This is a genomic window from Nocardiopsis aegyptia (assembly GCF_013410755.1).
Classification (GTDB): domain Bacteria; phylum Actinomycetota; class Actinomycetes; order Streptosporangiales; family Streptosporangiaceae; genus Nocardiopsis; species Nocardiopsis aegyptia.
Genome location: NZ_JACCFS010000001.1, coordinates 3,501,060 through 3,523,524 on the forward strand (window position 1 = coordinate 3,501,060; position 22,465 = coordinate 3,523,524).

The 22,465-nt window shown below is 71.9% G+C and carries 21 protein-coding genes; 15 read left to right on the forward strand and 6 right to left on the reverse strand.

From position 1 onward, the window contains the following. Window positions 1–196: 196 nt before the first annotated feature. Window positions 197–2,230: a phenylacetic acid degradation bifunctional protein PaaZ gene (paaZ, locus tag HNR10_RS15725; protein ID WP_179824344.1), complete on the reverse strand. Its 2,034-nt coding sequence runs from the start codon at window positions 2,228–2,230 to the stop codon at window positions 197–199. A gap of 151 nt (window positions 2,231–2,381) precedes the next feature. Next, entirely contained in the window at window positions 2,382–3,395 is a 1,014-nt protein-coding gene (locus tag HNR10_RS15730) for an AraC-like ligand-binding domain-containing protein (protein ID WP_179824345.1), read from the reverse strand. Window positions 3,396–3,724: 329 nt separating this feature from the next. On the opposite strand from HNR10_RS15730, the gene HNR10_RS15735 reads away from it, so the two are divergent. From HNR10_RS15735 to HNR10_RS15745, 3 genes are all read left to right on the forward strand, one after another. Then, complete coding sequence (locus tag HNR10_RS15735; protein WP_179824348.1) at window positions 3,725–5,155, forward strand: aldehyde dehydrogenase family protein; 1,431 nt, start codon at window positions 3,725–3,727, stop codon at window positions 5,153–5,155. A 157-nt stretch (window positions 5,156–5,312) separates the two neighbouring features. Beyond that, the gene (locus HNR10_RS15740) at window positions 5,313–7,295 is read left to right on the forward strand and encodes a primary-amine oxidase (RefSeq protein WP_179824350.1); all 1,983 of its coding nucleotides are present in this window, start codon (window positions 5,313–5,315) and stop codon (window positions 7,293–7,295) included. After that, complete coding sequence (locus HNR10_RS15745; RefSeq protein WP_179824352.1) at window positions 7,288–8,691, forward strand: APC family permease; 1,404 nt, start codon at window positions 7,288–7,290, stop codon at window positions 8,689–8,691. The genes HNR10_RS15740 and HNR10_RS15745 overlap by 8 nt, the downstream gene beginning before the upstream one ends. Before the next feature lie 285 nt (window positions 8,692–8,976). Here HNR10_RS15745 and HNR10_RS15750 read toward each other — a convergent pair whose 3' ends face one another. Further along, window positions 8,977–9,513 (reverse strand): YbaK/EbsC family protein, encoded by a 537-nt coding sequence (locus tag HNR10_RS15750; RefSeq protein WP_179824360.1) that lies wholly within the window; start codon window positions 9,511–9,513, stop codon window positions 8,977–8,979. Window positions 9,514–9,650: 137 nt separating this feature from the next. Continuing rightward, entirely contained in the window at window positions 9,651–10,634 is a 984-nt protein-coding gene (locus HNR10_RS15755) for an ADP-ribosylglycohydrolase family protein (RefSeq protein WP_179824362.1), read from the reverse strand. A gap of 244 nt (window positions 10,635–10,878) precedes the next feature. Between HNR10_RS15755 and HNR10_RS15760 the strand changes: the two genes are divergently transcribed. From HNR10_RS15760 to HNR10_RS15785, 6 genes are all read left to right on the forward strand, one after another. After that, window positions 10,879–12,825, forward strand: a complete 1,947-nt coding sequence (locus tag HNR10_RS15760; protein WP_179824364.1) for a PASTA domain-containing protein — start codon at window positions 10,879–10,881, stop codon at window positions 12,823–12,825. A gap of 150 nt (window positions 12,826–12,975) precedes the next feature. After that, window positions 12,976–14,151 (forward strand): substrate-binding domain-containing protein, encoded by a 1,176-nt coding sequence (locus HNR10_RS15765; RefSeq protein ID WP_179824366.1) that lies wholly within the window; start codon window positions 12,976–12,978, stop codon window positions 14,149–14,151. A gap of 125 nt (window positions 14,152–14,276) precedes the next feature. Beyond that, a complete protein-coding gene (locus HNR10_RS15770) occupies window positions 14,277–15,014 on the forward strand; it encodes an ABC transporter ATP-binding protein (protein WP_179829769.1) in 738 nt (245 codons plus the stop codon). Then, window positions 15,011–15,769, forward strand: a complete 759-nt coding sequence (locus tag HNR10_RS15775; protein ID WP_179824367.1) for an ABC transporter ATP-binding protein — start codon at window positions 15,011–15,013, stop codon at window positions 15,767–15,769. The genes HNR10_RS15770 and HNR10_RS15775 overlap by 4 nt, the downstream gene beginning before the upstream one ends. After that, window positions 15,766–16,665, forward strand: coding sequence for a branched-chain amino acid ABC transporter permease (locus HNR10_RS15780; protein WP_179824368.1), 900 nt, complete (start codon window positions 15,766–15,768; stop codon window positions 16,663–16,665). The genes HNR10_RS15775 and HNR10_RS15780 overlap by 4 nt, the downstream gene beginning before the upstream one ends. Then, entirely contained in the window at window positions 16,665–17,792 is a 1,128-nt protein-coding gene (locus tag HNR10_RS15785; protein WP_179824369.1) for a branched-chain amino acid ABC transporter permease, read from the forward strand. The genes HNR10_RS15780 and HNR10_RS15785 overlap by 1 nt, the downstream gene beginning before the upstream one ends. A 63-nt stretch (window positions 17,793–17,855) precedes the next feature. Here the strand turns inward: HNR10_RS15785 and HNR10_RS15790 are convergent, their stop codons facing one another. Beyond that, complete coding sequence (locus HNR10_RS15790; RefSeq protein WP_179824370.1) at window positions 17,856–18,035, reverse strand: DUF397 domain-containing protein; 180 nt, start codon at window positions 18,033–18,035, stop codon at window positions 17,856–17,858. Between the two features lie 11 nt (window positions 18,036–18,046). Next, a complete protein-coding gene (locus tag HNR10_RS15795; protein WP_179824371.1) occupies window positions 18,047–18,898 on the reverse strand; it encodes a helix-turn-helix domain-containing protein in 852 nt (283 codons plus the stop codon). Between the two features lie 203 nt (window positions 18,899–19,101). Here HNR10_RS15795 and HNR10_RS15800 point away from each other — a divergent pair, with 203 nt between their 5' ends. The 6 genes from HNR10_RS15800 to HNR10_RS15825 all read left to right on the forward strand — a co-directional run bounded on the left by HNR10_RS15800 (window position 19,102) and on the right by HNR10_RS15825 (window position 22,048). Further along, a complete protein-coding gene (locus tag HNR10_RS15800) occupies window positions 19,102–19,311 on the forward strand; it encodes a hypothetical protein (RefSeq protein ID WP_179824372.1) in 210 nt (69 codons plus the stop codon). Continuing rightward, window positions 19,308–19,598: a hypothetical protein gene (locus tag HNR10_RS15805; RefSeq protein ID WP_179824373.1), complete on the forward strand. Its 291-nt coding sequence runs from the start codon at window positions 19,308–19,310 to the stop codon at window positions 19,596–19,598. The genes HNR10_RS15800 and HNR10_RS15805 overlap by 4 nt, the downstream gene beginning before the upstream one ends. Beyond that, window positions 19,595–19,831 carry a hypothetical protein gene (locus HNR10_RS15810; RefSeq protein WP_179824375.1) on the forward strand — a complete coding sequence of 79 codons (237 nt, stop codon included), beginning with the start codon at window positions 19,595–19,597 and terminating at the stop codon, window positions 19,829–19,831. The genes HNR10_RS15805 and HNR10_RS15810 overlap by 4 nt, the downstream gene beginning before the upstream one ends. A gap of 251 nt (window positions 19,832–20,082) precedes the next feature. Then, a complete protein-coding gene (locus tag HNR10_RS15815; protein WP_179819778.1) occupies window positions 20,083–20,241 on the forward strand; it encodes a hypothetical protein in 159 nt (52 codons plus the stop codon). Window positions 20,242–20,564: 323 nt separating this feature from the next. Then, a complete protein-coding gene (locus HNR10_RS15820) occupies window positions 20,565–21,524 on the forward strand; it encodes an asparagine synthase-related protein (protein ID WP_246406257.1) in 960 nt (319 codons plus the stop codon). 11 nt (window positions 21,525–21,535) lie between these two features. Continuing rightward, window positions 21,536–22,048, forward strand: coding sequence for a GNAT family N-acetyltransferase (locus HNR10_RS15825; protein ID WP_179824377.1), 513 nt, complete (start codon window positions 21,536–21,538; stop codon window positions 22,046–22,048). Window positions 22,049–22,465: the final 417 nt, after the last annotated feature.

The following is a 22,465-nucleotide window of genomic DNA, read 5'->3' on the forward strand; positions in this document are numbered from 1 at the left end:
CCATGAACCGGTCCGTTCCCCGTCGGCCCAGCACGAAGGGGGTGGTCTCCGCCGGAGTCGTTCCGGACCTGTTCGGCGCGTGCGAGCCCGTCGTCGATGGGGTGGTTGGCCAGTTCGACGTCCACTCCGGTCCTGCGCATCCGGTGGCGGAGTTGTCGACAGGCCGACGTGTCGGCCCATCGACTCGCCTCCCTGCCTACTCCTCGCCCTTGGCGACCAGCGTGAGCACGTCGTACGTGGCCACCGGCTCGCCGTCCTGGTCGGTGACGAGCGCGTCCCAGCGCACCTCGCCGTACTCGGCGTTCGTGCGCGGCGTGATCTGCTTGGCGGTCAGCGTCACTCGGATCGTCGCCCCCTCCTTCACCGGCGTGAGGAACCGCAGGTGGTCCACGCCGAAGTTGGCCAGCACCGGCCCCGGCGCCGGGTCCACGAACAGCCCCGCCGCGAGCGACACCACCAGGTACCCGTGCGCCACGACCCCGCCGAACAGCGGGTTGGCGGCGGCGGCCTCCTCGTCGGTGTGCGCGTAGAACGTGTCCCCGGTGAACTCCGCGAAGTGATCGATGTCGGCCCGGGTCACCGTGCGCTCCGCCGACTCGATCGTGTCGCCGATCCGCAGCTCCGCCAGGTTCTTGCGGAAGGGGTGGACGTCGCCGACCGACCGCCGCGACCCGGTGGTCCACTGTCCGGTGACCGCCGTGAGCATGTCCGGCGTCCCCTGCACGGCCGTGCGCTGCATGTGGTGCTTGACGCCGCGCACACCGCCCATCTCCTCGCCGCCGCCCGCGCGCCCCGGACCGCCGTGCACCAGCACCGGCAGCGGGGAGCCGTGCCCGGTCGACTCCTTGGCGTCCTCCCGGTTGAGCACCAGGATCCGGCCGTGCCACGGCGCCAGGCCGAGCACGACCTCGCGGGCCACGTCCTCGTCGCGGGTGACCAGCGACCCCACCAGGCTGCCCCGGCCGCGCGCCGCCAGTTCCACGGCCTCGGCCACCGACCCGTAGGTGATGACCGTGGCGACCGGTCCGAACGCCTCCACCTCGTGCGGCTCGGCGGCACCGGCCTCCGCCCGCAGCAGGATCGGCGACATGAACGCGCCCGACTCGGCGTCGGCGCCGGCCACCTCCACCTGGTCGAGATCGCCGTGGACCAGCTCGCACGACGTGCGCAGTGCCTTGACCGACCTGCGCACCTCGTCGCGCTGGGCGAGGGAGACCAGCGGTCCCATCCGGGTGTCCGCCTGGTCCGCCGCCCCCACCACGATCTTGGACAGCCGGTCGGTCAGCGCCTCGGTGACGGCCCCGGCCATCGACTCGGGCACCAGGATCCGGCGGATGGCGGTGCACTTCTGCCCGGCCTTGACGGTCATCTCCGTGACGACCTGCTTGACGTACAGGTCGAACTCCGGGTCCTCGACCGCCACGTCCGGCCCCAGGACCGAGCAGTTGAGCGAGTCCGCCTCGACGTTGAGCTGCACACCGCCGCTGACCACGTTCGGGTGGTTGCGCAGGATCGCCCCGGTGGCCGCCGAACCGGTGAAGGACAGGATGTCCTGTGGCCCCAGCGCGTCGACCAGCCCCTCGTGGCCGGCGCTGAGCAACTGGAGCGAGCCCTCCGGGAGCAGGCCCGACTCGATGATCCGCCGCACGACCGCGGCCGTGAGGTAGGCGGTCTGCGGCGCGGGCTTGACGATGCTCGGCAGGCCCGCGATGAAGGCGGGCGCGAGCTTCTCCAGCATCCCCCAGACGGGGAAGTTGAAGGCGTTGATCTGCACGGCCACGCCCGGACGGGACGTGTACACGTGCTGGGCGACGAATGTGCCCCCCTTGCCCAGCGGCTCGGACGGTCCGTCCAGGATCACGGTGGAGTTGGGCAGCTCGCGGCGCCCCTTGCTGGAGAAGCCGAACAGCGTGCCGAAGCCGCCGTCGACGTCGACCATCGTGTCGCGCGCGGTGGCGCCGGTCCGGTGGGAGAGCGCGTAGAACTCGTCCTTGTACCCCATGAGGTGCTTGGCCACCTCCTTGAGGAGGTTGGCCCTCTGGTGGAAGGTCAGCGCCCGCACCGCGGGCCCGCCCACGGTCCGCGCGTACTCCACCATCGCGGAGACGTCGGGGCCCTTCCGCGAGAACAGGGCGACGGTCTCGCCGGTGTTGGCGTCGGCGAGCGGCGTGCCCTCGTCCGACGGGGTGAACCATGATCCCTGCGCGTAGCTCTCCAGTACTGCGGACACCTGGCGGTCCTCTCCTCCGGCTGCGACTCTGCTGGGAACAGTATTACAGACCGATCGTTCAGTAAATAGGGCATGCGGGGGCACACCCGCATCGACCTGCCGTTTCTCCGTCTCCGAGGATCCGCCCCCAGGCCCCCAGGCCCCCAGGCCCTCAGGCCCGCCCGGCCCCGGCTCTGATCTCCCGCGCCGTCACACCGAACTCCGCGCGCAGCATCCGACCCAGGTGCCCCGTGTCGAGCACACCCCACCGCGCCGCGATCACCGCCGTCGGCCGCTCGGCGAGCACCGGGTCCGCGAGGTCGCGGCGGATCCGCGCCAGCCGCTCCGACCTGACCCATCGGGCGAGCGTGAAACCTCCGGCCCGGCACAGCTTGTACAGGTACCGGGTCGACATCCCGTGCGCCGCCGCCACCGACTCCACCGACAGGCCCGGGTCACCCAGGTTGGCCAGGCAGTACGCCCGCACCCGGCCCATCGGATCCTCGTCGTCGCTCGGGACCGTGTCCGAGAACGCCGCGCACACCAGCGACACCAGAGCCGACGCCAGGTGGTGCTGGGCCGCCCCGCTCGCGCCGTCTCCCACACCGCCCGAGGCCATCCCCCGGAACATCGCCGACACGATCCCGCGCAGCCCGCCGTCCGCACGCACCGGCATCGCGACCCGCCGGCGCAGCACGTCCGCGTGCGCGCCGAACCGGGAGCTGGGCACGCCCACCACCACGGTGTCGTAGGGCTCCCAGAACGGCAGCTCGTACGGGTGCGCCGTCTCGTACACCACCAGGTCACCGGGGGACAGGAGGCACTGGCGACCTCCCTGTCCCACCCCCGCGCGGCCCGAGCCGTGCCAGGCCACCTTGATCAGGTCGGGGTCGGTGGAGGTGATGACGTCCGCGTCCCGCCGCACGACCACGGGCGCCGCGGTGATGTGCGTCAGGACGAGCTGGTCCACGCGCGCCGACGTGAAGGCGCCCTGGAAGGGGGAGTCGCCGGTCGTCCGCATGCGCAGTGGGGCGAAGGCGCCGGAGGCGGCGGCCTCGAAGTGGTCGATCCGGTCGGTGTGCCCGCTGCGGCCGTCCTGTCCGATCTGGCCACCGTCGCCACTCCGGTCATCTCGGGCACCCCGGTCACTCGGACCCACCCGGTCAACGGCCTCTGCTGTGGTCACACCCAGCTCCCTTCCCCCACGTCGCGCGCCTGACGTGGGCGTACGCCACCTGCCGGGTTCTCGGATGTTAACCGCGTCACCATCGGCGGGCAAGGGAGCGCCGAGCCCGCACCGGGCCCGTGCGGAAATCGGCGGACGGCCGTGCGCGCGATGGCGACAGTGACCGGCGTCACCGGCGTAGGTTCCGCAGCACAGCCGAATTCCGCGGGGAGGCGGGGAACCGGCCATGTCCGCCCACACCCCACCGGAGCACGACGTCGTCCTCGCCGACCACACGTGACACGCACCCATCCATGAACCCCGACGAGGGAAAGGCCAGGTGGTCCCCGATGCGGACCGAGATGCTGATCGACGGCGAGTGGAGCAAGGGGAACGGGACCACGTTCCCCACCCTCGACCCGGCCACGGGCGAGGTCCTGGCCGAGGTGCCCGAGGGCACCGAGGCCGACGTGAACGCGGCCGTGGCCGCCGCCGCGCGGGCCTTCGAGTCCGCCGAGTGGGCGGGCATGCTCCCCGCCGCCCGCGCCAAGCTCCTGCTCCGGCTCGCCGACCTGCTGGAGACCGACGCCGACGCGTTCGCCCGCCTGGAGACCAGCGACCAGGGGCAACCGCTCGGCGTCAGCGGCGGGTTCGCCGTCCCCAACGCCGTCGAGCACCTGCGCTACTACGCGGGCTGGGTCACCAAGATCACCGGCGTCACCGCGCCGCTGTCCATCCCGGACGTCGACTACCGCACCCGCCGCGAACCGCTCGGCGTGTGCGCGCTCATCACGCCGTGGAACTTCCCCCTCATGATCCTGATGTGGAAGCTCGCTCCGGCCCTGGCCACGGGCAACACCGTGGTCGTCAAGCCCGCCGAGCAGACCCCGCTCACCACCCTGCGCCTGGCCGGGCTGGTCAAGGAGGCCGGCATCCCCGACGGGGTCGTCAACGTCGTCACCGGTGGGCCGGAGGTCGGCAGGGCCCTGGTCCGCCACCCCGGCGTCGCCAAGGTGTCCTTCACCGGATCCACCGAGGTCGGCCGGGAGATCGGCGCCCAGGCGGGCCGCGAGCTCAAGCACGTCTCGCTCGAACTGGGCGGCAAGGCGCCCTCGATCATCGCCTCGGACGCCGACATCGACGCCGCCGTCGCGGGCAACCTCATGGGCGGTCTGCTCAACGCCGGGCAGGTCTGCGCCGCGTACACGCGGTTCTTCGTGGACGCCGCGCGCCACGACGAGTTCGCGGAGAAGCTCGCGGCCGGAGCCGCGTCGATGAAGCTCGGCCACGGCCTGGCGGACGACACCCAGATGGGGCCGGTGGTCTCCGCCGAACAGCGCGACCAGGCCGAGCGCTATGTACGGATCGGCCAGGAGGACGGCGCCCACCTGCACGACCGCGCCCCGCTCGACGACGACCGCGGATTCTTCGTGCGCCCGGCCGTCTTCTCCGGTGTCACCGACGACATGCGCATCGCACGGGAGGAGATCTTCGGCCCGGTCCTGTCCGTCCTCCCCTACGACGACCCCGACGAACTCGTCGCCCGCGCCAACGACACCGTGTACGGGCTCGCGGCGGTGATCTGGTCCCGCGACATCGGCACCGCCAACCGCCTCGCGGCCCGGGTGCGCGCCGGCACGGTGTGGATCAACATGCCGCCGTTCCTGGACGCCGCGGCGGCCTGGGGCGGCATGAAGGCCTCCGGGCTCGGCCGGGAGATGGGCTGGTCCGGCATCGAGGCGTTCACCCAGGTCAAGAGCATCTGGACCCACCTGGCCTGATCGGCACGGTGGCCGCGGGAGGCGGAGAGCCCCGCGGCCGCCGGCCCGCTCGCGGCTCACCGGTCACGGGCCACGCGCCCCATGACCACCGGCCACTCGCACGGCGTGCCCCGTCACGCCAGGACCGCCCCCGCCCCACCCACCCCCGGAGGAACCGATGGCCACCACCGACACATCGGCGGCACATCCCCTCGATCCCCTCACCCACGACGAGATCACCGCCGCCCGCACGCTGCTCACCAGGACCGGGCACGCCGTCGACACCACCCGGTTCGCCTACCTCGGCCTGGAGGAACCGGCCAAGGCCGACCTCCTGGCGCACACGCCCGGCGCACCCGTCGACCGCCGCGTGCGCGTCCTGCTGCACGACACCGGCGGCGGCCCCGCCCACGACCTCGTCGTGTCCCTCACCCACGGACGCGTGGACTCCGACCGGCCCCTGGACCCCTCCACCGACGGCCAACTGCCCGTCCTGGACGAGGAGTTCGCCCTGGTGGAGGAAGTCCTGTCCACCGACGAGTCCTGGCTGGCCGCCCTGCGCGCCCGCGACCTGGACCCGGCCAGGGTCAGGGTCGCGCCGCTGTCCGCCGGCGTCTACGACGACGAGTACCCCGAGGAGCGCGGCCGCCGTATCCTGCGCGGACTCGCCTTCGTCCAGGAGCACGAGGCGGACCACGCCTGGGCGCACCCCGTCGACGGCCTCGTCGCCTACGTCGACGTCCTCGCCCGGTCCGTCGACCGGGTCCTCGACTTCGGCCCGGTCCCGATCCCCGCCGAGTCCGGCGACTACCCGGACCCCGAGGTGAGCGGGCCGCCGCGCACCACCCAGCGGCCCATCGAGATCACCCAGCCCGAAGGGCCGAGCTTCAGCCTCGACGGCAACGTGCTCCGCTGGGAGAACTGGTCGCTGCGTGTCGGCTTCGACGCCCGCGAGGGCCTGGTCCTGCACCAGATCGCCTTCGCCGACCGCGATCGCGGACGGGAGCGGTCGATCGTCCACCGCGCCTCCATCGCCGAGATGGTCGTCCCCTACGCCGACCCCTCGCCCGTGCGGTCCTGGCAGAACTACTTCGACACCGGCGAGTACATGGTCGGCCGCTACGCCAACGCCCTCAGACTCGGCTGCGACTGCCTCGGTGACATCACCTACATGGACGCCGTCATCGCCGACGAGCGGGGCGATCCACGGACCCTCCCCAACGCCGTGTGCATGCACGAGGAGGACTTCGGTGTGCTGTGGAAGCACAGCGACCTGTGGGCGGGATCGTCCGAGACCAGGCGCCAGCGCCGGATGGTCGTCTCCTTCTTCACCACCGTCGGCAACTACGACTACGGCTTCTTCTGGTACCTCTACCTCGACGGCACGATCGAGTTCGAGGCCAAGGCCACCGGCATCGTGTTCACCTCCGCCCACCCCGGCGGCGACCACCCCCACGCGAGCGAGATCGCCCCGGGCCTGGGCGCGCCCTTCCACCAGCACCTGTTCTGCGCCCGCCTCGACATGGCCCTGGACGGCACCGCCAACCAGGTGGTGGAGGTCGACGCCGCCCGCGTCCCGATCGGCCCGGACAACCCGCGCGGCAACGCCTTCACCCAGAAGCACACGGTGCTCGCCTCCGAACAGCGCGCCCAGCGCGACGCCGACACCTCCGTCGACCGGGTCTGGCACATCACCAACCCCGGCTCCCCCAACCGGCTCGGCCGCCCGGTCGGCTACGCCCTCCAGCCCGAGGGCAAACCGGTGCTGCTCGCCGACCCGGCCTCGTCGGTGGCGGCGCGCGCCGCCTTCGCCACCCGCCACCTGTGGGTGACCGCCTACGACCCCGCCGAGCGCTACCCGGCGGGCGACTTCGTCAACCAGCACCCGGGCGGCGCCGGCCTGCCCGCGTACGCCGCCGCCGACCGCGACCTGGACGGCCGCGATCTGGTCGTGTGGCACACCTTCGGCCTGACCCACGCGCCCCGGCCGGAGGACTGGCCGATCATGCCGGTCGACTACACCGGCTTCAAACTGCGGCCGGTCGGCTTCTTCGACCGCAACCCGACCCTGGACGTGCCCGCCACGGCCGGGGGCTCCTGCCACGCGCCGGGACCGGACACCGACGGGTCCACCGGGGGAACGGACCGCTGCCATGGCTGAGCGCGCCGCGGAGCCGGTACCGGAGACCGGCCCCCCAGCGGGGCTCCGAGGCTCCCTGGGAACCGCGGGCATCGTCTTCCTCGTCGTCGCCGCGGCCTCCCCGCTGGTCGCGATCGGCGGTGCGCTGCCCGTGATGATGGCGATCGGCAACGGCGCGGGCGTCCCGGTGTCCTACCTCGTGGTGACCGTCGTCCTCCTGCTGTTCAGCGTCGGATACGCCGGAATGAGCCGCCATGTGGCGGGCGGGGGCGCGTTCTTCGCCTATGTGACCGCGGGGCTCGGCCGGGTCACCGGCGCCGGCGCCGTGGGGCTGGCCCTGCTCTCCTACACCGCCATCCAGGCGGCGGTCTACGGATTGGCCGGGGCCGCCCTCGGCGGGACCGTCGCCGCCTACGGCGGGCCGGACGTGCCCTGGTGGCTGTGGAGCGGGGTCCTGCTGTCCGTCGTCGCCGTGCTCGGCTTCCGGAGCATCGACGTGGGCGCACGCGTGCTCAGTGTGCTGATCGTGTGCGAGGTCGGGGTCCTCGCGGTCCTGATCGGCGCGGTGCTCTGGCGGGGCGGGGCCGAGGGCCCGAGCGCGGAGCCGTTCACGGCCGGGGCCTTCCTCTCCGGCTCCCCCGGGATCGGTCTGATGTTCGCGGTGGCCTGCTTCATCGGTTTCGAGGCGACGGCGATCTACGGTGAGGAGGCCCGCGATCCGGGGCGGACCGTGCCGCGCGCGACCTACGCGGCCGTGCTGCTCATCGGCGGTTTCTACACGCTCGTGTCCTGGGCCGTCGTCGTGGGGGTCGGCGCGGACCGGGCTCGGACCGCCGCGCTGGACGACACCGACGGCCTGGTGTTCTCCGTGGCGCACCTGTACGCGGGGCCGGGTGTGGCCGCGACCATGGAGATCCTGCTGCTCACGAGCCTGTTCACGGCACTGCTGGCGTTCCACAACACGATCGCCCGCTACCTGTACGCGATCGGCCGCGGCCTCCTGTCACCGCTCGCGGGAACGCACGCCCGACACGGGTCTCCGCACGTGGCCTCGCTGGTCCAGTCCGCGGCGGCGGCCGTGGTGATCGCGGTGTTCGCGCTGGCGGGGGCCGATCCGGTGCTGCAGGTGTTCACCTGGATGAGCGGGATGGCGACACTGGGCGTGCTGGCGCTCATGGTGCTGGTGAGCGTCGCGGTCGTGGTGTTCTTCGCCCGGACCGGGGTGGACACGCGGTGGTGGCACGCCCGGATCGCACCGGTCCTAGGCACCGTGGGGCTCGTGGGCGTGGCCGCCCTCGCGCTGTCCAACTTCACCACGCTCATCGACGGTTCCATGGGGCTGGCGGCGCTCCTCGCGACCCTGCTCGTGGCCGCGTTCGCGGCGGGCGCGGTCCCGGTGGCCGTCCGCCGGGAGTGACGTAGGGGCGTGGTGACGTATCGACCCCTCGCCATGCCGACCCCTCGCCATGCCGACCCCTCGCCATGCCGACTTGTCGCCGTGTCGACCAGCGGTGCCGACACGGCGACGGGACCCGGCCGCCGACGCGTGTCCACGGTCGTGCCTCGGCCGAAGGATTCGCGCGAACGCCCGACCGTGCTCCACCGCCCGGGGTACGGTGTCGAACACCTGGAGACGCGCACGAAAGCGCGATGACGGCGACCGTAACCACTGGTCACTTTGTCGACATATCGACCCCGGCGGCTACTCCTTCACGAGCGACAGCACCTCGGCGCCCGCGAGTTCACCCACCAGCGATCCCGGCACGTACAGCTTCGACCGGCGCAGCCCGCTGCCCACCACGACCGACGGGGTGTCCACCACCGCCTTGTCCACCAGGACCGGCCACCGCGCGGGCAGCCCGAACGGCGTGATGCCGCCGTACTCCATGCCCGTCAGCCCCGTGGCCTCGTCCATCGGCGCGAACGAGATCTTGCGGGCGCCCAGGTGGCGCCGGACCATCCCGTTGACGTCCGCGCGCTGGGTCGCGAGCACCATGCAGGCCGCGTAGGTCACCTCGCCGCCGCGCTTGGCCGCCAGCACCACGCAGTTGGCGCTGGTCTCCAGCGGCATCCCGTAGCGCTCGCAGAACGCGGCCGTGTCGGCCAGCTCGGGATCGATCTCCGCGACCCGCACCCGCTCCCGGTCCCGCTCCCCCAGACCGGCGAGCGCGGCACGGGTCGGCTCGGCCAGCCAGTCCGGGTGCTCGTCGGGTCGCGTCCAGTCCAGTGCGTCGGTCATCAGCGCCTCCATCGTCGAACCGCTCCTCGCCGCCAGCGTAGTGAGCCCCCGCGGAGCCCGCCCCTCACTCCGGCGCCGTTCGTGTGCGGACGCGGATCGCCCGGGCGTCGATCGACTCCCTGGGCGACGCCCGACCGTCAGGAGTGGCGTTCGGTGATGGCCAGGGCGAGTCCGGCCAGGTCCGCCGCCCGGTACCCGGGCCAGCCATGGACCACCGAGAGGTACTCGTCGGGGATCGCGCTCGCGCCGTATCGGGCGCCGAGCAGCGCTCCGGCGATCGCCGCCACGGTGTCGGTGTCGTCCCCCGCCCGCACCGCCGACCACAGGGAGTGCCGCAGGCTCTCCTCCGGTGCCTCCTCCGCCTCCCCGCGGCTGACCGCCGACCACGCCGCCTGAAGGGTGCGGACCACGAAGCCGTTGCCCTCGAAGGCGTGCGGCGGCCGCTCCTCGGCCTCGTCCAGCCACGCCGCCCAGGACGCCTGCCGCCCCACCGGCAGCAGTTCCACGCCCGCGCGCACGCCCGACAGGTCCCCGCGCACGACCGCCCGGCGCACACCCTCGCACCACAGGACGCACGCCTCGGACGCGAGCGGGTCCCCGTGCGTGAGCCGGCTGTAGCGGTCGGCCGCCACGGCCAGACCCGCCGGATCGTCCAGGTAGGCCAGCGCCAGCGGCCCGGTCCGCATCAGGGAGCCGTTCCCCGCGCTCGGCAGGCCGGACTCGAACAGCCGCCGCGCGACGGCCGCCATCTCCTCGGCCACGACCTCGGTCCCCCGCGCGTGCTCCACCTCGCCCAGCACCTTCTGCGTCTGGTGGCCGATGTCGCTGGCGCCGTCGCGCCGCCAGGTCAGGAAGGCCTCGGCGGTCTGTCCGAGCGCCCGGTCGGAGAGCGGGGCGTCGTGGTCGCGCAGGGTCTCGGCGATGCACACCGCCATCTGGGTGTCGTCGGAGTACTCGCCCGGCGCGTACGGGCCGAGTCCTCCGCCGACCATCTCCGGCACCTCGTGGTCGCCGAGTCTGCGTGCGAACTCGTAGGGAACGCCCAGTGCGTCCCCGCAGGCGGCGCCGAGCAGCACTCCGGCCGCACGGTCGCCGACGGTCCCGGGAGGGGGCGGTGTCATGGGGGCCTCGCTTCGGTTTCGGGTACTGGGACCCTATCGAGGCGGTGTGCCCCGGCTCCGTCCGGGAAACCACGGAACCGGTTCGGGGCGCGGTGGCCACGGGACGAATTGGTCACCCATGGTGACCACGGCGTGGTCGTGCGACCGCTCGCGGACCCGACGCCGCTCCCGTTGACGCGGGCTCATGTCCACATTCGGACGAATGGCGATGATCTGTCGTGCTGGTGACCGTAGAATCCGCATCATGGCGACCCCCAGTCCCGACACCCTCTTCGGCCTCACGCTGCACGGACGCTATGTCCTGGGGCAGCGTGTCCGCAGCGGTCCCTCGGGTACCGTCCACACGGCGCACGACCTGACCGTCGACCACCTGGTCATGGTCACGGTGATGCACCCCGAGTCGGTCGCCGATCCGGGCCTCGTCCACGCCTTCGACAGCCGCGTCCAGACACTGGAGTCCGTCACGCACCCGGGGCTGGCGCGCACGCTCGGTCACGGGCGCGACGGCGACCACGTGTACGCCGTCACCGAGTACGAGCGCGGTGAGAGCCTCGCGAGCGTCCTCACCGACGGCGACGCGGCCCTGCGCTACTCCCCCGGCACGGCCCTGACCATCGTCGCCGACGTCCTCGCCGCACTGGACGCCCTCCACCAGGCGGGCATCGTGCACGGCGGGATCGAGGCCGACCACGTCCTGCTCGACGACGAGGGCCGCGTGACCGTCACCGGACTCCCCCTCATCGCCGACGCCGCGGCGGGCGGGGAACCGGACACCAGCGAGGACGTCCACGCCGTCGGACGACTGCTCCACACACTGATCACCGGCGTCGGCACGGTACCGGACGAGGGCCCGCTGCGCCCCTCCGCGGCCGTGGACGGGGTCCCCTCGGACGTCGACATGCTGGTCGCCAACGCCACCGACCCCACCCCGCGCTACCGTCCGCGTGACGCCGCCAAGTACCTCACCATGGTCGAACAGGTGACGCGGTCACTGCCGCGGGTCGACGGCGACGGCGACCCCGCGGACACCCGGCCCATCCCCGTGGTCGGCGCGCAGACCCAGGACCGCACTCAGGCCCGGCCCCGGGTCGGTGCCGCGTCCGCTCTCACCTCCGCCTTCCGCTCCGGCCGGGCCGCCGGGCCCGCTTCCGGCCGCGCCCCCGGCCGCGGCTCCGACGGGACACCGCCGTGGCGCCGCGTCCCCGTGCTGGTCTCGGCCGCGGCCCTGGCCGTAGTCCTCCTGTCCGTCGTCGGCTGGGCCGCCCTGGCCCCCGACGACACGGTCGAGGTCCCCGACGTCACGGGGAGTGCTCCCGCCGAGGCCGAGTCCGTGCTCAGGGGCCTCGGCGTGGATCTGGTCGTCCGGCGGGACGAGGCCTACGACGACGACGTCGAGTCGGGTGCCGTGGCCGCCACCGAGCCCGCCGCGGGCACCGAGGTCGAGACGGGGGACCAGGTCACGCTGGTGGTCTCCATCGGGGCGCGCTCGGTCGAGGTCCCCGACGTCGCGGGCGGAACCGAGTCCGAGGCGCGCACCGTGCTGCGGGAGGCGGGCTTCACCGACATCGAGGTGGTGCAGGAGCACTCCGCCGAGGAGGCCCCCGGCACGGTCCTGTCCACGAAGCCGGCCGCCGGCGAACAGGGCGACCGGGAGGAACCGGTCGTCGTCAGCGTCAGCGAGGGCGTCGTCGCCCCGTCGCTGATCGGCACGGACCAGGCCGACGCCGTCGCCCTCCTCGACGACGCCGGCCTGGCCGCGCAGATCGTCGAGGCGCCGCACGACGACGTGGTCGTCGGCGAGGTCTTCGGCCAGGACCCGGAACCGGGGTCGATCCTGCCCGAGGACGCGAACGTGTCCATCACCGTCTCCACCGGACCCGAGGAGCCCGAGGTGGAGGAGTCGGCGACGGAGGACGACGAGGAGGACCGCGACACCGACCGGGACGAGAACACCGACGAGGAGCGCGACCGGGACCGCGACGACGACGATGACGACAGGGACGGCGGGCGCGGCGACGCCGGCGCGTCCTGCTCCGGCGAGGCCTGGCACCCCAACACCCAGTACGACACCGGCGACCGGGTGCACTACCAGGGCCGCGAGTACGAGGCGCGCTGGTGGGTCGAGGGCGCGCACCACCGTCCGGGCGACGGTGGCGACTGGGGGCCGTGGGCCGACCTCGGTCCCTGCTGACCCGTGGGCGCCTCCGACACTGATCCGTGGCCAAATATGGGCGACACCTACATGTGAATCACGTCACTGCGGTTCTACCTTCGGGTTGGCACCCCATCCCCCAGTGCGGGCGGTGGTGTCCGACGATCGGGTGCCGACCGGAGGAGACACATGCGCAAGACGCCCCCCTTGGCCGCCGCCTGCGCCGCGGCCCTCGCCCTGACCGCCTGCGGGAGCCCCGGTGAGGCGGCCGGAGGCGGCGAGGACGACCCCGTCAGGGTCGGCATCGTCTACTCGTCCACCGGGCCGCTCGCCTCCTACGGCGAGCAGTACCGCCAGGGGTTCGAGGCCGGACTCGACCACGCCACCAACGGCACGATGGAGGTCGGCGGCCGGCCCATCGAGGTGTCCTACGCCGACGACGCGGGCGATCCCACCAAGGCGGTGTCGGCCACCCGCGACCTCATCGGCTCCGGGCACGACATCATCGCCGGGTCGACCTCCTCCGGTATCGCCGCGCAGGTCGCGCCGCTCGCCGAGCAGAACGACATCCTGTTCGTCTCCGGCTCCGCCGCCACCGACGCGCTGACCGGCCTCAACGACCACACCTTCCGGTCCGGGCGCCAGACCTACCAGGACATCCTCACCGCGTCCGCGTTCATGGACGACCCCGAGGGCGCCGAGGTCGTGGTGTTCGCCCAGCAGAACGCCTTCGGCCAGGACAACGTCGCCGCCGTCACGGAGGTGCTTGAGGGGGAGGGCGCCTCGGTCGACAGCGTCCTCGCCCCTCCGGAGACCACCGACCTCACCCCCTTCGCCGAACAGCTCGGCCAGGCCGCGCCCGACCTCGTGTTCGTCGCCTGGGCCGGCGAGACCGCCGCCGCGATGTGGCAGGCCCTCGACCAGCAAAAGATCCTCGACTCCACCGAGGTCGTCACCGGGCTGGACATCAAGCCCTCCTACCCCGTGTTCGGCGAGGCGGGCGGCAGCATCTCCTTCCTGTCCCACTACTTCGACGGGGCCAGTGAGACCGAGGTCGCCGAGATCATGCACGACACCGTGGTGACCGACGGCGGCGAGGTCGACCTCTTCACCCCCGACGGCTTCACCGCCGCGCAGATGATCGTCCACGCGGCCGGAGCCGGCACCGACGTCCAGGACCGCATCGCGGCCCTGGAGGGGTGGACCTTCGACGGGGTCAAGGGCGAGGTGCACATCCGGGCCGAGGACCACGCCCTCATCCAGCCCATGTACCAGGTCGAACTCGTCGGCGAGGGCGAGGACGCCCACCCGGAACTCATCGCGGAGATCCCCGCCGCGGACGTCGAGCCCCCGGTCGCGGAGTAGCCGTGCCCACCGACGCGACCCGCGCGGCGGCCGACGCCGCGACCGAGGACACCCGCCCCGGTGCGACGACCGAGGACACCGGCTCCGCCGCCGCGACCGGCCCCGGCCCGGACCGCGGCGCCGCCGTGCTCGCGCTGGAGCACCTGAGCTGGTCGGTCGGCGGAGCCGTCATCGTCGACGACATCACCATGGACGTCGGCGAAGGCGAGTTCGTCGCCCTCATCGGACCCAACGGGGCGGGCAAGACCTCCCTGTTCAACCTGGTGACCGGACTGACCAGGCCCACCTCCGGCACCATCCGCCTCGCCGGAACCGACGTCACCCGCCAGGCACCCCACCGGCGGGCCCGGCTCGGCATGGGCCGCACCTTCCAGACCTCCAGCGTCTTCGCCGACCTGGGCGTCGGGGCCAACGTCGGCCTCGCCGTCCAGGCCCGCACGGGCGAGTCCCGGCGGTTCTGGCGGCGCGCCGCCCCCGACGGCGGCCCCGAGGTCGCCGCCGTCCTGGACCTGGTCCGCCTCTCCCACCGGGCGGGCGCCCTGGCCGGGGACCTCTCCCACGGCGACAAGCGCAAGCTCGAACTCGCCCTCCTGCTGGCCCGCCGCCCCCGCCTGATCCTCCTGGACGAGCCCATGGCCGGGGTCAGCGCGGGCGAGATCGGCGACCTCACCACCGTCATCCGGGACGTGCACCGCGAACAGGGGTGCACCGTCCTCATGGTCGAACACCACATGGAGGTGCTCCTCGACATGGCCGACCGACTGGCCGTCATGCACCACGGCGCACTGCTGGCCTTCACCGACCCCGACTCGGCCATGGCCGACCCCGAGGTCCAGGCCGCCTACCTCGGGGACGGGGCGTGACCGGCGGGCCGCTCCTGGACGCGGCCGACCTGCACGTGTGGATCGAGGGGTCGCACATCCTCCAGGGCGTGACCTTCTCGACCCCGGCGACCGGTGTGACCGCCCTCCTGGGCCGCAACGGCGTCGGCAAGACCACCACCGTCAAGGCGCTGCTCGGCCTGGTGCCGCGGACCGGGCGGGTGGAGTTCGCCGGCACCGAAATCACCACGCACCCCACCCACGCCATCGTCGCCCGGGGGATCGGCTACGTGCCCGAGGACCGCGGGGTGTTCTCCGCGCTCACCGTCGCGGAGAACCTGCGCCTGGCCGAACGGCGGCCCGGCGCGCCCCGCTACGACCTCGTCCACGAGCTCTTCCCCGAACTGCGCGCCCGCGCCGCCCAGCCCGCCGGCACCCTGTCCGGCGGACAGCAGCAGATGCTCGCGATCGGGCGGGCCCTGCTCAACGACAACCGGCTGCTCATCGTGGACGAGCCCACCAAGGGGCTGGCCCCCAGGGTCGTGCGCGAGGTCGCCGACGCGGTCGCCGTCGCCGCCGAGCGCGTCCCGGTCCTGCTCGTCGAGCAGAACCTGGCCCTGGTCCGCCGGGTGGCGGACCAGGCGGTCGTGCTCGACGCGGGCCGGGTCACCCACACCGGCCCGGCCCTCGACCTCCTCGACGACCCCGACCGCGTCCGCGCGCTGCTGGGCGTGTCCCGCACCTCGGCCGGTCCCGCCGCCGACCCGACCCATGACAGGCAGGTGGACACCGCGTGAGTACCGTCGTGCTCCTCGTCATCACCGGGCTCGGCCTGGGTGCCCTGTACTTCCTCATCGCCTCGGGGCTCTCCCTGATCTTCGGGCTGATGGACGTGCTCAACTTCGCCCACGGCGCCTTCCTGGCGATCGGCGCCTACGGCACCTGGTGGGCGAGCGTGTACCTGCCGGGGGCCGGTCCCGACGGGTTCGGATTCCTCCTGGCGGTCGCGTTCGGTGTCGGCGCGGGCACCCTCGCCGCGACCCTGGTCGAGCTGTGCGTCATCCGCCCGCTCTACGGCCGGCACCGCGAGCAGATCCTGGCCACGGTCGGCCTCAGCCTCGCCGTGCCCGCCCTGCTCCAGGCCGTCTGGGGAGCCGACCCGCTCCCCTTCCCCCGCCCCGCGCTCGTCGCGGGCACCGTCGGCGTCCTCGGCGTCAACGTCCCCACCGACCGCTTCCTGCTCATCGCGGCCGCCGTGGTCGTCTTCACGGCCCTGTGGCTGTTCAACTCCCGGACCCGCTACGGGCTGATCGTGCGGGCCGGGGTGCAGGACCGCGCCATGGTCACCGCCCTGGGCATCGACGTGCGCACCGCCTTCACCCTGGTCTTCGCCATCGGCGGCGCCGCCGCCGCGCTCGCCGGGGCCCTGGGCGGCCTCTACTTCGGTGTGGTGACCCCCACCCAGGGGATGTCGCTGCTGATCTTCGCGTTCATCGTCGTGGTGATCGGCGGGACCACCTCGCTGACCGGCTGCGCACTCGCCTCCGTCGCGGTGGGCCTCATCCAGCAGTTCGCCAACTACTACACCGTCGCCGGACTCGGCGACATCGCCGTGGTCATCGTCCTGGCCGTCGTGCTGCTCACGCGACAGGGCGGACTGACCGCGAAGAAGTCCGCGGAGAGGGTGGCCTGATGACCGACACCGACGTGGCCCCGACGACGCCCGGCACCGGCGCGACGGACTCGGGCACCGTGCCCGACGTGCGCCGGCGCCCTCGGCCGACCGGCTGGATCGCCCCCACGGTTCTTCTGGCGGTGGCGCTCTCCCTGCCCTTCTCCACCCTCACGCTGCCCGGTGTGTTCGAGGGGACCCTCAACAGCCCGCCCACGCTGCACCTGCTCGCGCTGTGCCTGGTGTTCGGAGGGCTGGCGACCAGCTACGACCTGCTCTACGGGCGGGTGGGGCTGCTGTCGTTCGGGCACGCGCTGTACTTCGCCTGCGGCGCCTACACGGCCGCGCTGCTGATGCGGGTCCTGGAGCTGCCCCTGCTGTGGTCGGCCGTGGTCGCGGTCGTCGGCGGCACGCTGTTGTCGCTGGTGCTCGGCGCGGTGTCCCTGCGGGTCAACGGCATCGCGCTGGCCATGGTCACGCTCGCCTTCGCCCAGGCCGGGTCGATCCTCCTCGCGCGCGACCCCGGGCGCGCGACCGGTGGTGAGGAGGGCCTGCCGCTGCACACGGCGGCCGTGCCGGACGCGTTCGTGGGCGTGGTCAACACCGTCAACCTGTACTGGGCGGCCCTGGCCTACGCCGTGGTCGCCACGGGCGTGGTCTGGTGGCTGACCGCCTCGCCGGTGGGGCGCGTGTGGCAGGGCATTCGCGCCAACGAGCAGCGGGTGGCCGTCCTCGGGGTGAACCCGTACCCCTACAAGCTGGCGGCGTTCACCGTCGGCGGCGGACTGGCCTCCCTGGGGGGTGTGGCGTACCTGCTGGTCACCGGAGGCGTGACGCCGGGCATCACCACCGCCGAGTTCACGCTGGCGCTGCTGGTCATGGTCGCGCTGGGCGGCGCGGGCACCCGGTGGGGGCCGCTGGTCGGCGCGGGGCTGTACACGTACCTCGACCACCGCCTGCTCCAGCTCGGCGGATCGGACGCCTTCACGGTGCTGCCGGCGTGGATCGCGGCGCCCCTGTCGCAGCCGCTGTTCGTGCTGGGCACGCTGTTCGTGCTCATGGTGTTCTTCTTCCCGGGGGGTCTGGTGGCGCTGCCCGACCGCATCCGATCGGCGCTCCGGAAGCGGCGCTCCAGCCCCGAGGAGTAGGCTCAGCGCGGGAATGAGTGAAGGGGAGCCCCTGCCATGCGGTGGGCTCCCCTTCTTGCGTGGCTACGCTCCGGCTGTGCGCAGGAGCGCGACCCACTCCAGAGCCGCGAACCCCAGGTGCTCCCGGTCGGGGTGCTGGGAGTCTCGGACGACGGCGCCCCCAGGAACGTCGGCGACCGCAACACAGTCGCTTCGGTCACTGTAGGAAGACGTGCGGAATTCGAGACCTTCGGGAATGAGCATCGGTGCTTCTTTCAGGGTGCCTTGGCTATTTCGCGCAGGTAGGCGACGCTCTGGTCGACGTCAAGTGACCTGCTCACGAGATGGTTGAACAGATTTCTGTATCGGCTGGTCTCGTCTGGCTCCTCCAGGAAGAGGCCGTCCTGGTCCATCTCCAGGTACACAACCGGGTCGGCCGCAGCGAAGTCCATCAGCACGAAGGAACCTTTGGCGCCGGCGTGGATGCCCGCGCTGAACGGGACGATCTGGACCGTGATGCCGTCACCGCCGTCGGCCAGGTCGGCAAGGTGTCCTACCTGCTCGCGGCACACATCCGGGATGGCTCGGAGACGCTCGATGGCGCCTGCGTCGATGATCGCCCACAGCTCCGGCCGATCCGGGCCGGAGAGGAGTTCCTGTCTCCGGCGGCGTGCGTCGATCACGCGTTGTATGTCGATCGGGTCGCGCACGAGGTTCCCCGAACGCATCAACGATTCCACATACGACGGCGTCTGTAGAAGCCCGGGAATGATCATCGGCTGGTAGGTGCTGATGGCGGTCGCTTCTGACTCCAGCACAGGGAATTCGTCCGGGAAGACGTCGCCGTACTTCGTCCACCACCCCTTCTTTCCGGCCTGGCGGGTGATGGCGAAAAGTGCCTCGCGTCGGCGCTCGTCGGTGACCTTGTAGACGTCCAGGAGGGCGCGCACCTCGACCACGCTCGGTCGCAGGCGAACGCCGGTCTCGATGTTCGACACCTTTCCGACGCTCCACTCGGTGGCGGCCGCGGCGTCGTCCAGGGTCATGCCCGCAGCGAGACGCAGTGCGCGCAGCTCCTCGGAGAGTCGGCGGCGACGCACGCTCAGGCGGCGAGGGGTGTCGGGCATGTGCTTGCTCCTGATCGGCGGTCTGATGACGATGCTACGGCCGGTGGCCGATTCGGGCATCCGGTGTCAGAAAGGTTGAAATCCTCATGGTATGAGGCTCAAATACTCATGAAGAACTTGAAACTCTGAGGTTTTCATGTTTTCTTGAGCGTACTCATTCCCACGCCGCCCTCCCAGCGGCATCCCGATCGAGGAGTCGCCCTGTGCGATACCTGAACCCGTCGGCGCTCGTCGCCGTCCGCTACCTCGCCGAAGAGCGCCTACGCCGACGCCGACCCCGCCGCGCCGCTCGTGCCCGTGCCTACGCTCCCTGGCCGATTCCGCGTCCGCGCGTTCCCCTGGACGCCGCCCCCACAGCGATCCTCGCCACAGTCCTGGACGGCCTGCGGCGTCTGGAGGCGAGTCCGCGATGACCGACACCGCGACCGGGACGGAGCCCAGCACCCGGATCACCCTCGCCGACGTCGACGACCTCCTCGACGCGCTCGCGTCCGTCTACCACCTGCCCCCGGCCGCCCTCGGCTCCTGGGACGCGCGCCGGGACCTGCTGGCCGCGCGCGCCCAGCACGTCCGCGGCCTCCTCGGCTGCCGCCGTCGTACGGGCGACGACGTCCGCGCCCTCACCGCCCGCATCCGCCGACTGCACACCGAGCCCGACCTGGCCGTGCGCTACGAGACCAGGAAGGCGGGGACCGAGTGACCGCCGTCTGCGACCTGCGCGAACTGGCCACCCTGGCGGAACTGCGCACCTGGGCCCGCGCCCACGGCGCCCGCGTCCGCTACCTCGGTCCGACCCTGGAGGGCCGCCCTCTCTACGCCGCGACCCGGGGCCCCACCACCCGTGTGGTCGTCGACCCGCGTCCCGACCCGCACCCCCGACCGCTCGTCTGGCACTCGCCGTTGGAACGACTGACCACCGCAATAACGCCCTGACGCCCGCACGACGACATGCGCGTGCGGTGACGCGATGACCGTGGCCAGGGAAAGGAGGTGAGATCTGTGCAGAAGAAGGGGCCCTGCGACGTGTGCGGGGCGGACTGCCCCGGGAAGCTGTGCGGCAAGTGCGGAGGGTAGCTCCGCACAGGCCGTTTCGGTCACTTGCCGAACGGAGACGGGTTGCTGCCCGGCATGCAGGCCCCGCTGGGCAGTACACGTGCCGTCCGTTTCACAGAAGGAGAAGTACGTTGAACGACTTCATGCCCCCGCACAGCACGACACCGGCGATCGACTTGTTCGCCTCGCCCGCCCGAGCGGTGGTCCAGAGCGCCGAGCAGAGCCACGAGTACAAGAAGAGTTCGGGCTCCTCCGATGGTGCGCACACCTACGACACCACCAAGCGCTGACCATCTGGCCCCCGAACCTACGCACGCCCCGGAGCAACCCGCATGTTGCGATTGCGCTTGACCCCCTACAGCGAGAATCCGACCTGGCACTGGTCCGGGGCGTGCTACAGCACCCTGGACACCCGCAGCCGAATCGACCCCTTCGATCACCCCGGCCCCGCTACTCGTCGGAGACCGTGTACCGAGGAGTGCACCGGCTCACAGAACGCGCGACCGCGCACTTCGGCGGACACCTGTGGATCGCCTACCCGGAGCCCGCCCTGCACCGCACCCCTCGCAAGCTCGCACCGGACGCCGATGTCCCAGCCGCGTTCATCGCGACCATGGACGCGGCGATCGACCGGCGCCCCTGGGCGGACCCGAGCACGCTGTTCCACCTGACTGGTGGGTTCGACTCGGGCACCGTGGCCACCCGCGCGGCCGAACGCCATCCTGGCTTGTTTCCGACGGCTACCCTGCTCATCGGCGGTCCGGGGCGTGAGCAGCAGATCCGGCGCCGTGCCGAGATCCGCGACCGTGTCCGCTTCGCCGACCCGGACCTCGTGATCGACGCCACGCAGTACCTCCCCCTCTCGCCCGACTGCCCCTGGGTCAACGGCAATGTGGTCAACCCCACCGAGGAGCCCCTGCACCGGCCCTTCGTGGAGGTGGCCCGGACGATTGCCGCGGCTGGCGCCCGCACCGTTGTGACCGGCCTGGGCGGAGACGAGATGGTGGCCCTCACACAGGAGGAAGAACCCCACCAGGGGCTCGGCGAGATCACCGACGCCCAGATCCTGCCTTGGGTCGGCCCGCGCGCCCGCGCGGTGCTGGAGTTCTCCGACGACGGGATCGCACCCCCGGCGCTCGTCAACTCCATGACGTTGTTGTCGCTGGAGACGACCGCGCCGCCCCTTCTCCGGGAAGGGTTGTGGCCGATGCACCCGTTCGCCGACCCGGCCATGGTCACGTTGGGTGAACAGCTTCCGTTCGTGTGGCGCGAACTCAAACGGCTGCAACGGCGCCGCATGGCCTCGCTCGGTATGAGTGACGACGTGGTCTACCCGGCGGAGCGGGAGAGCTTCGCGGAGGTCGTAGAGCACGCGCTGGTCACTCACGCACCCAAGCTGTTCGCTCGTATGCTGGCCGAGGGGTCGGTGCTGTTCGACGAGGGCCTGGTGGACCCAGACGGGCTGCGTACCGCCGCCGAACAACTGGCGCCCGGGCGCTATGTCGAGGAGCGCGACGCGAAGACCCTGGAAGTCCTGAGCCTGCACATGAGCGCCACGGCATTCCTGCGTTGAGAGGATGAGCCATGTTCACCATGCGTCTCGCCGCTGAGTCCGACGCCCCCGGCGTCGCGTCGATGATCAACGCGCGCTGCGCATGGATGGAACAGCGAGGCCTGGAGTCCTGGCGTGAGGACGTCGATGATCTCGCGGGGCAGGCCGGCGGCGGTTCCATGTGGGTGCTCCAGACCCAGGGCCGCATCGTCGGGTGCACCACGGTCATGACCGAGGCGCCACCGAAGGACTGGACCCCCGAGGAAGCCGCCGAGCCCGCGCTATACCTGTTCACGACCATCACCGACCCCGCCTACCGGGAGCACAAGCCGGGAACGTTGATCGCCTTGTGGGCGGTGGACCGGGCGGCGCGGATGGACCGCGCGTGGGTGCGCAGGGGGTGCTTCTTCCCGAAGCTGGTCGAGTACTACGAGACCCAGGGGTTCTCGTTGGTCAAGGAACAGGACCGGAGCGCGGGACACCTGTACCTGCTCGCGCGTCGCGCGGAGCGTCTCGATCTTGGAGTACTGGGGATGGCAAGATGACGCGCTGAACGCGGACACGACGATGGCGCCCCAGAAAAAGGAGGTCAGCGGGATGGTATGCCATTTCCGCTCTCCCCCCAGCGGTGCGACCTGCGGGTTCACTGACGTACGGGTGAGGCCCGGCGCAACGCCGCGCCGGATCCCGTTCCGCCACCCGTTCCCCGTATCCGGTGGAGCGGTCGCGAGACGCGCGAGAGCCTACTGCTACCGGGTTTCGGTCATGGCATAAGTGTATTTATTCCACGGACAATTGGTGTGACCAGCAGCGTTGCCCTCGTCTGCCGACTCGGGAACGAAAGTGTAATTGGTCCCGTTTTCTGAACTCTTGTGAGGGGTACCGCCGGGTCAGTTGACGCGTTCCCTCCACTGGGGGAGAGAAGCGGCCCTAAAGTGGAAAGAACCACCCCAAGGCGGTGC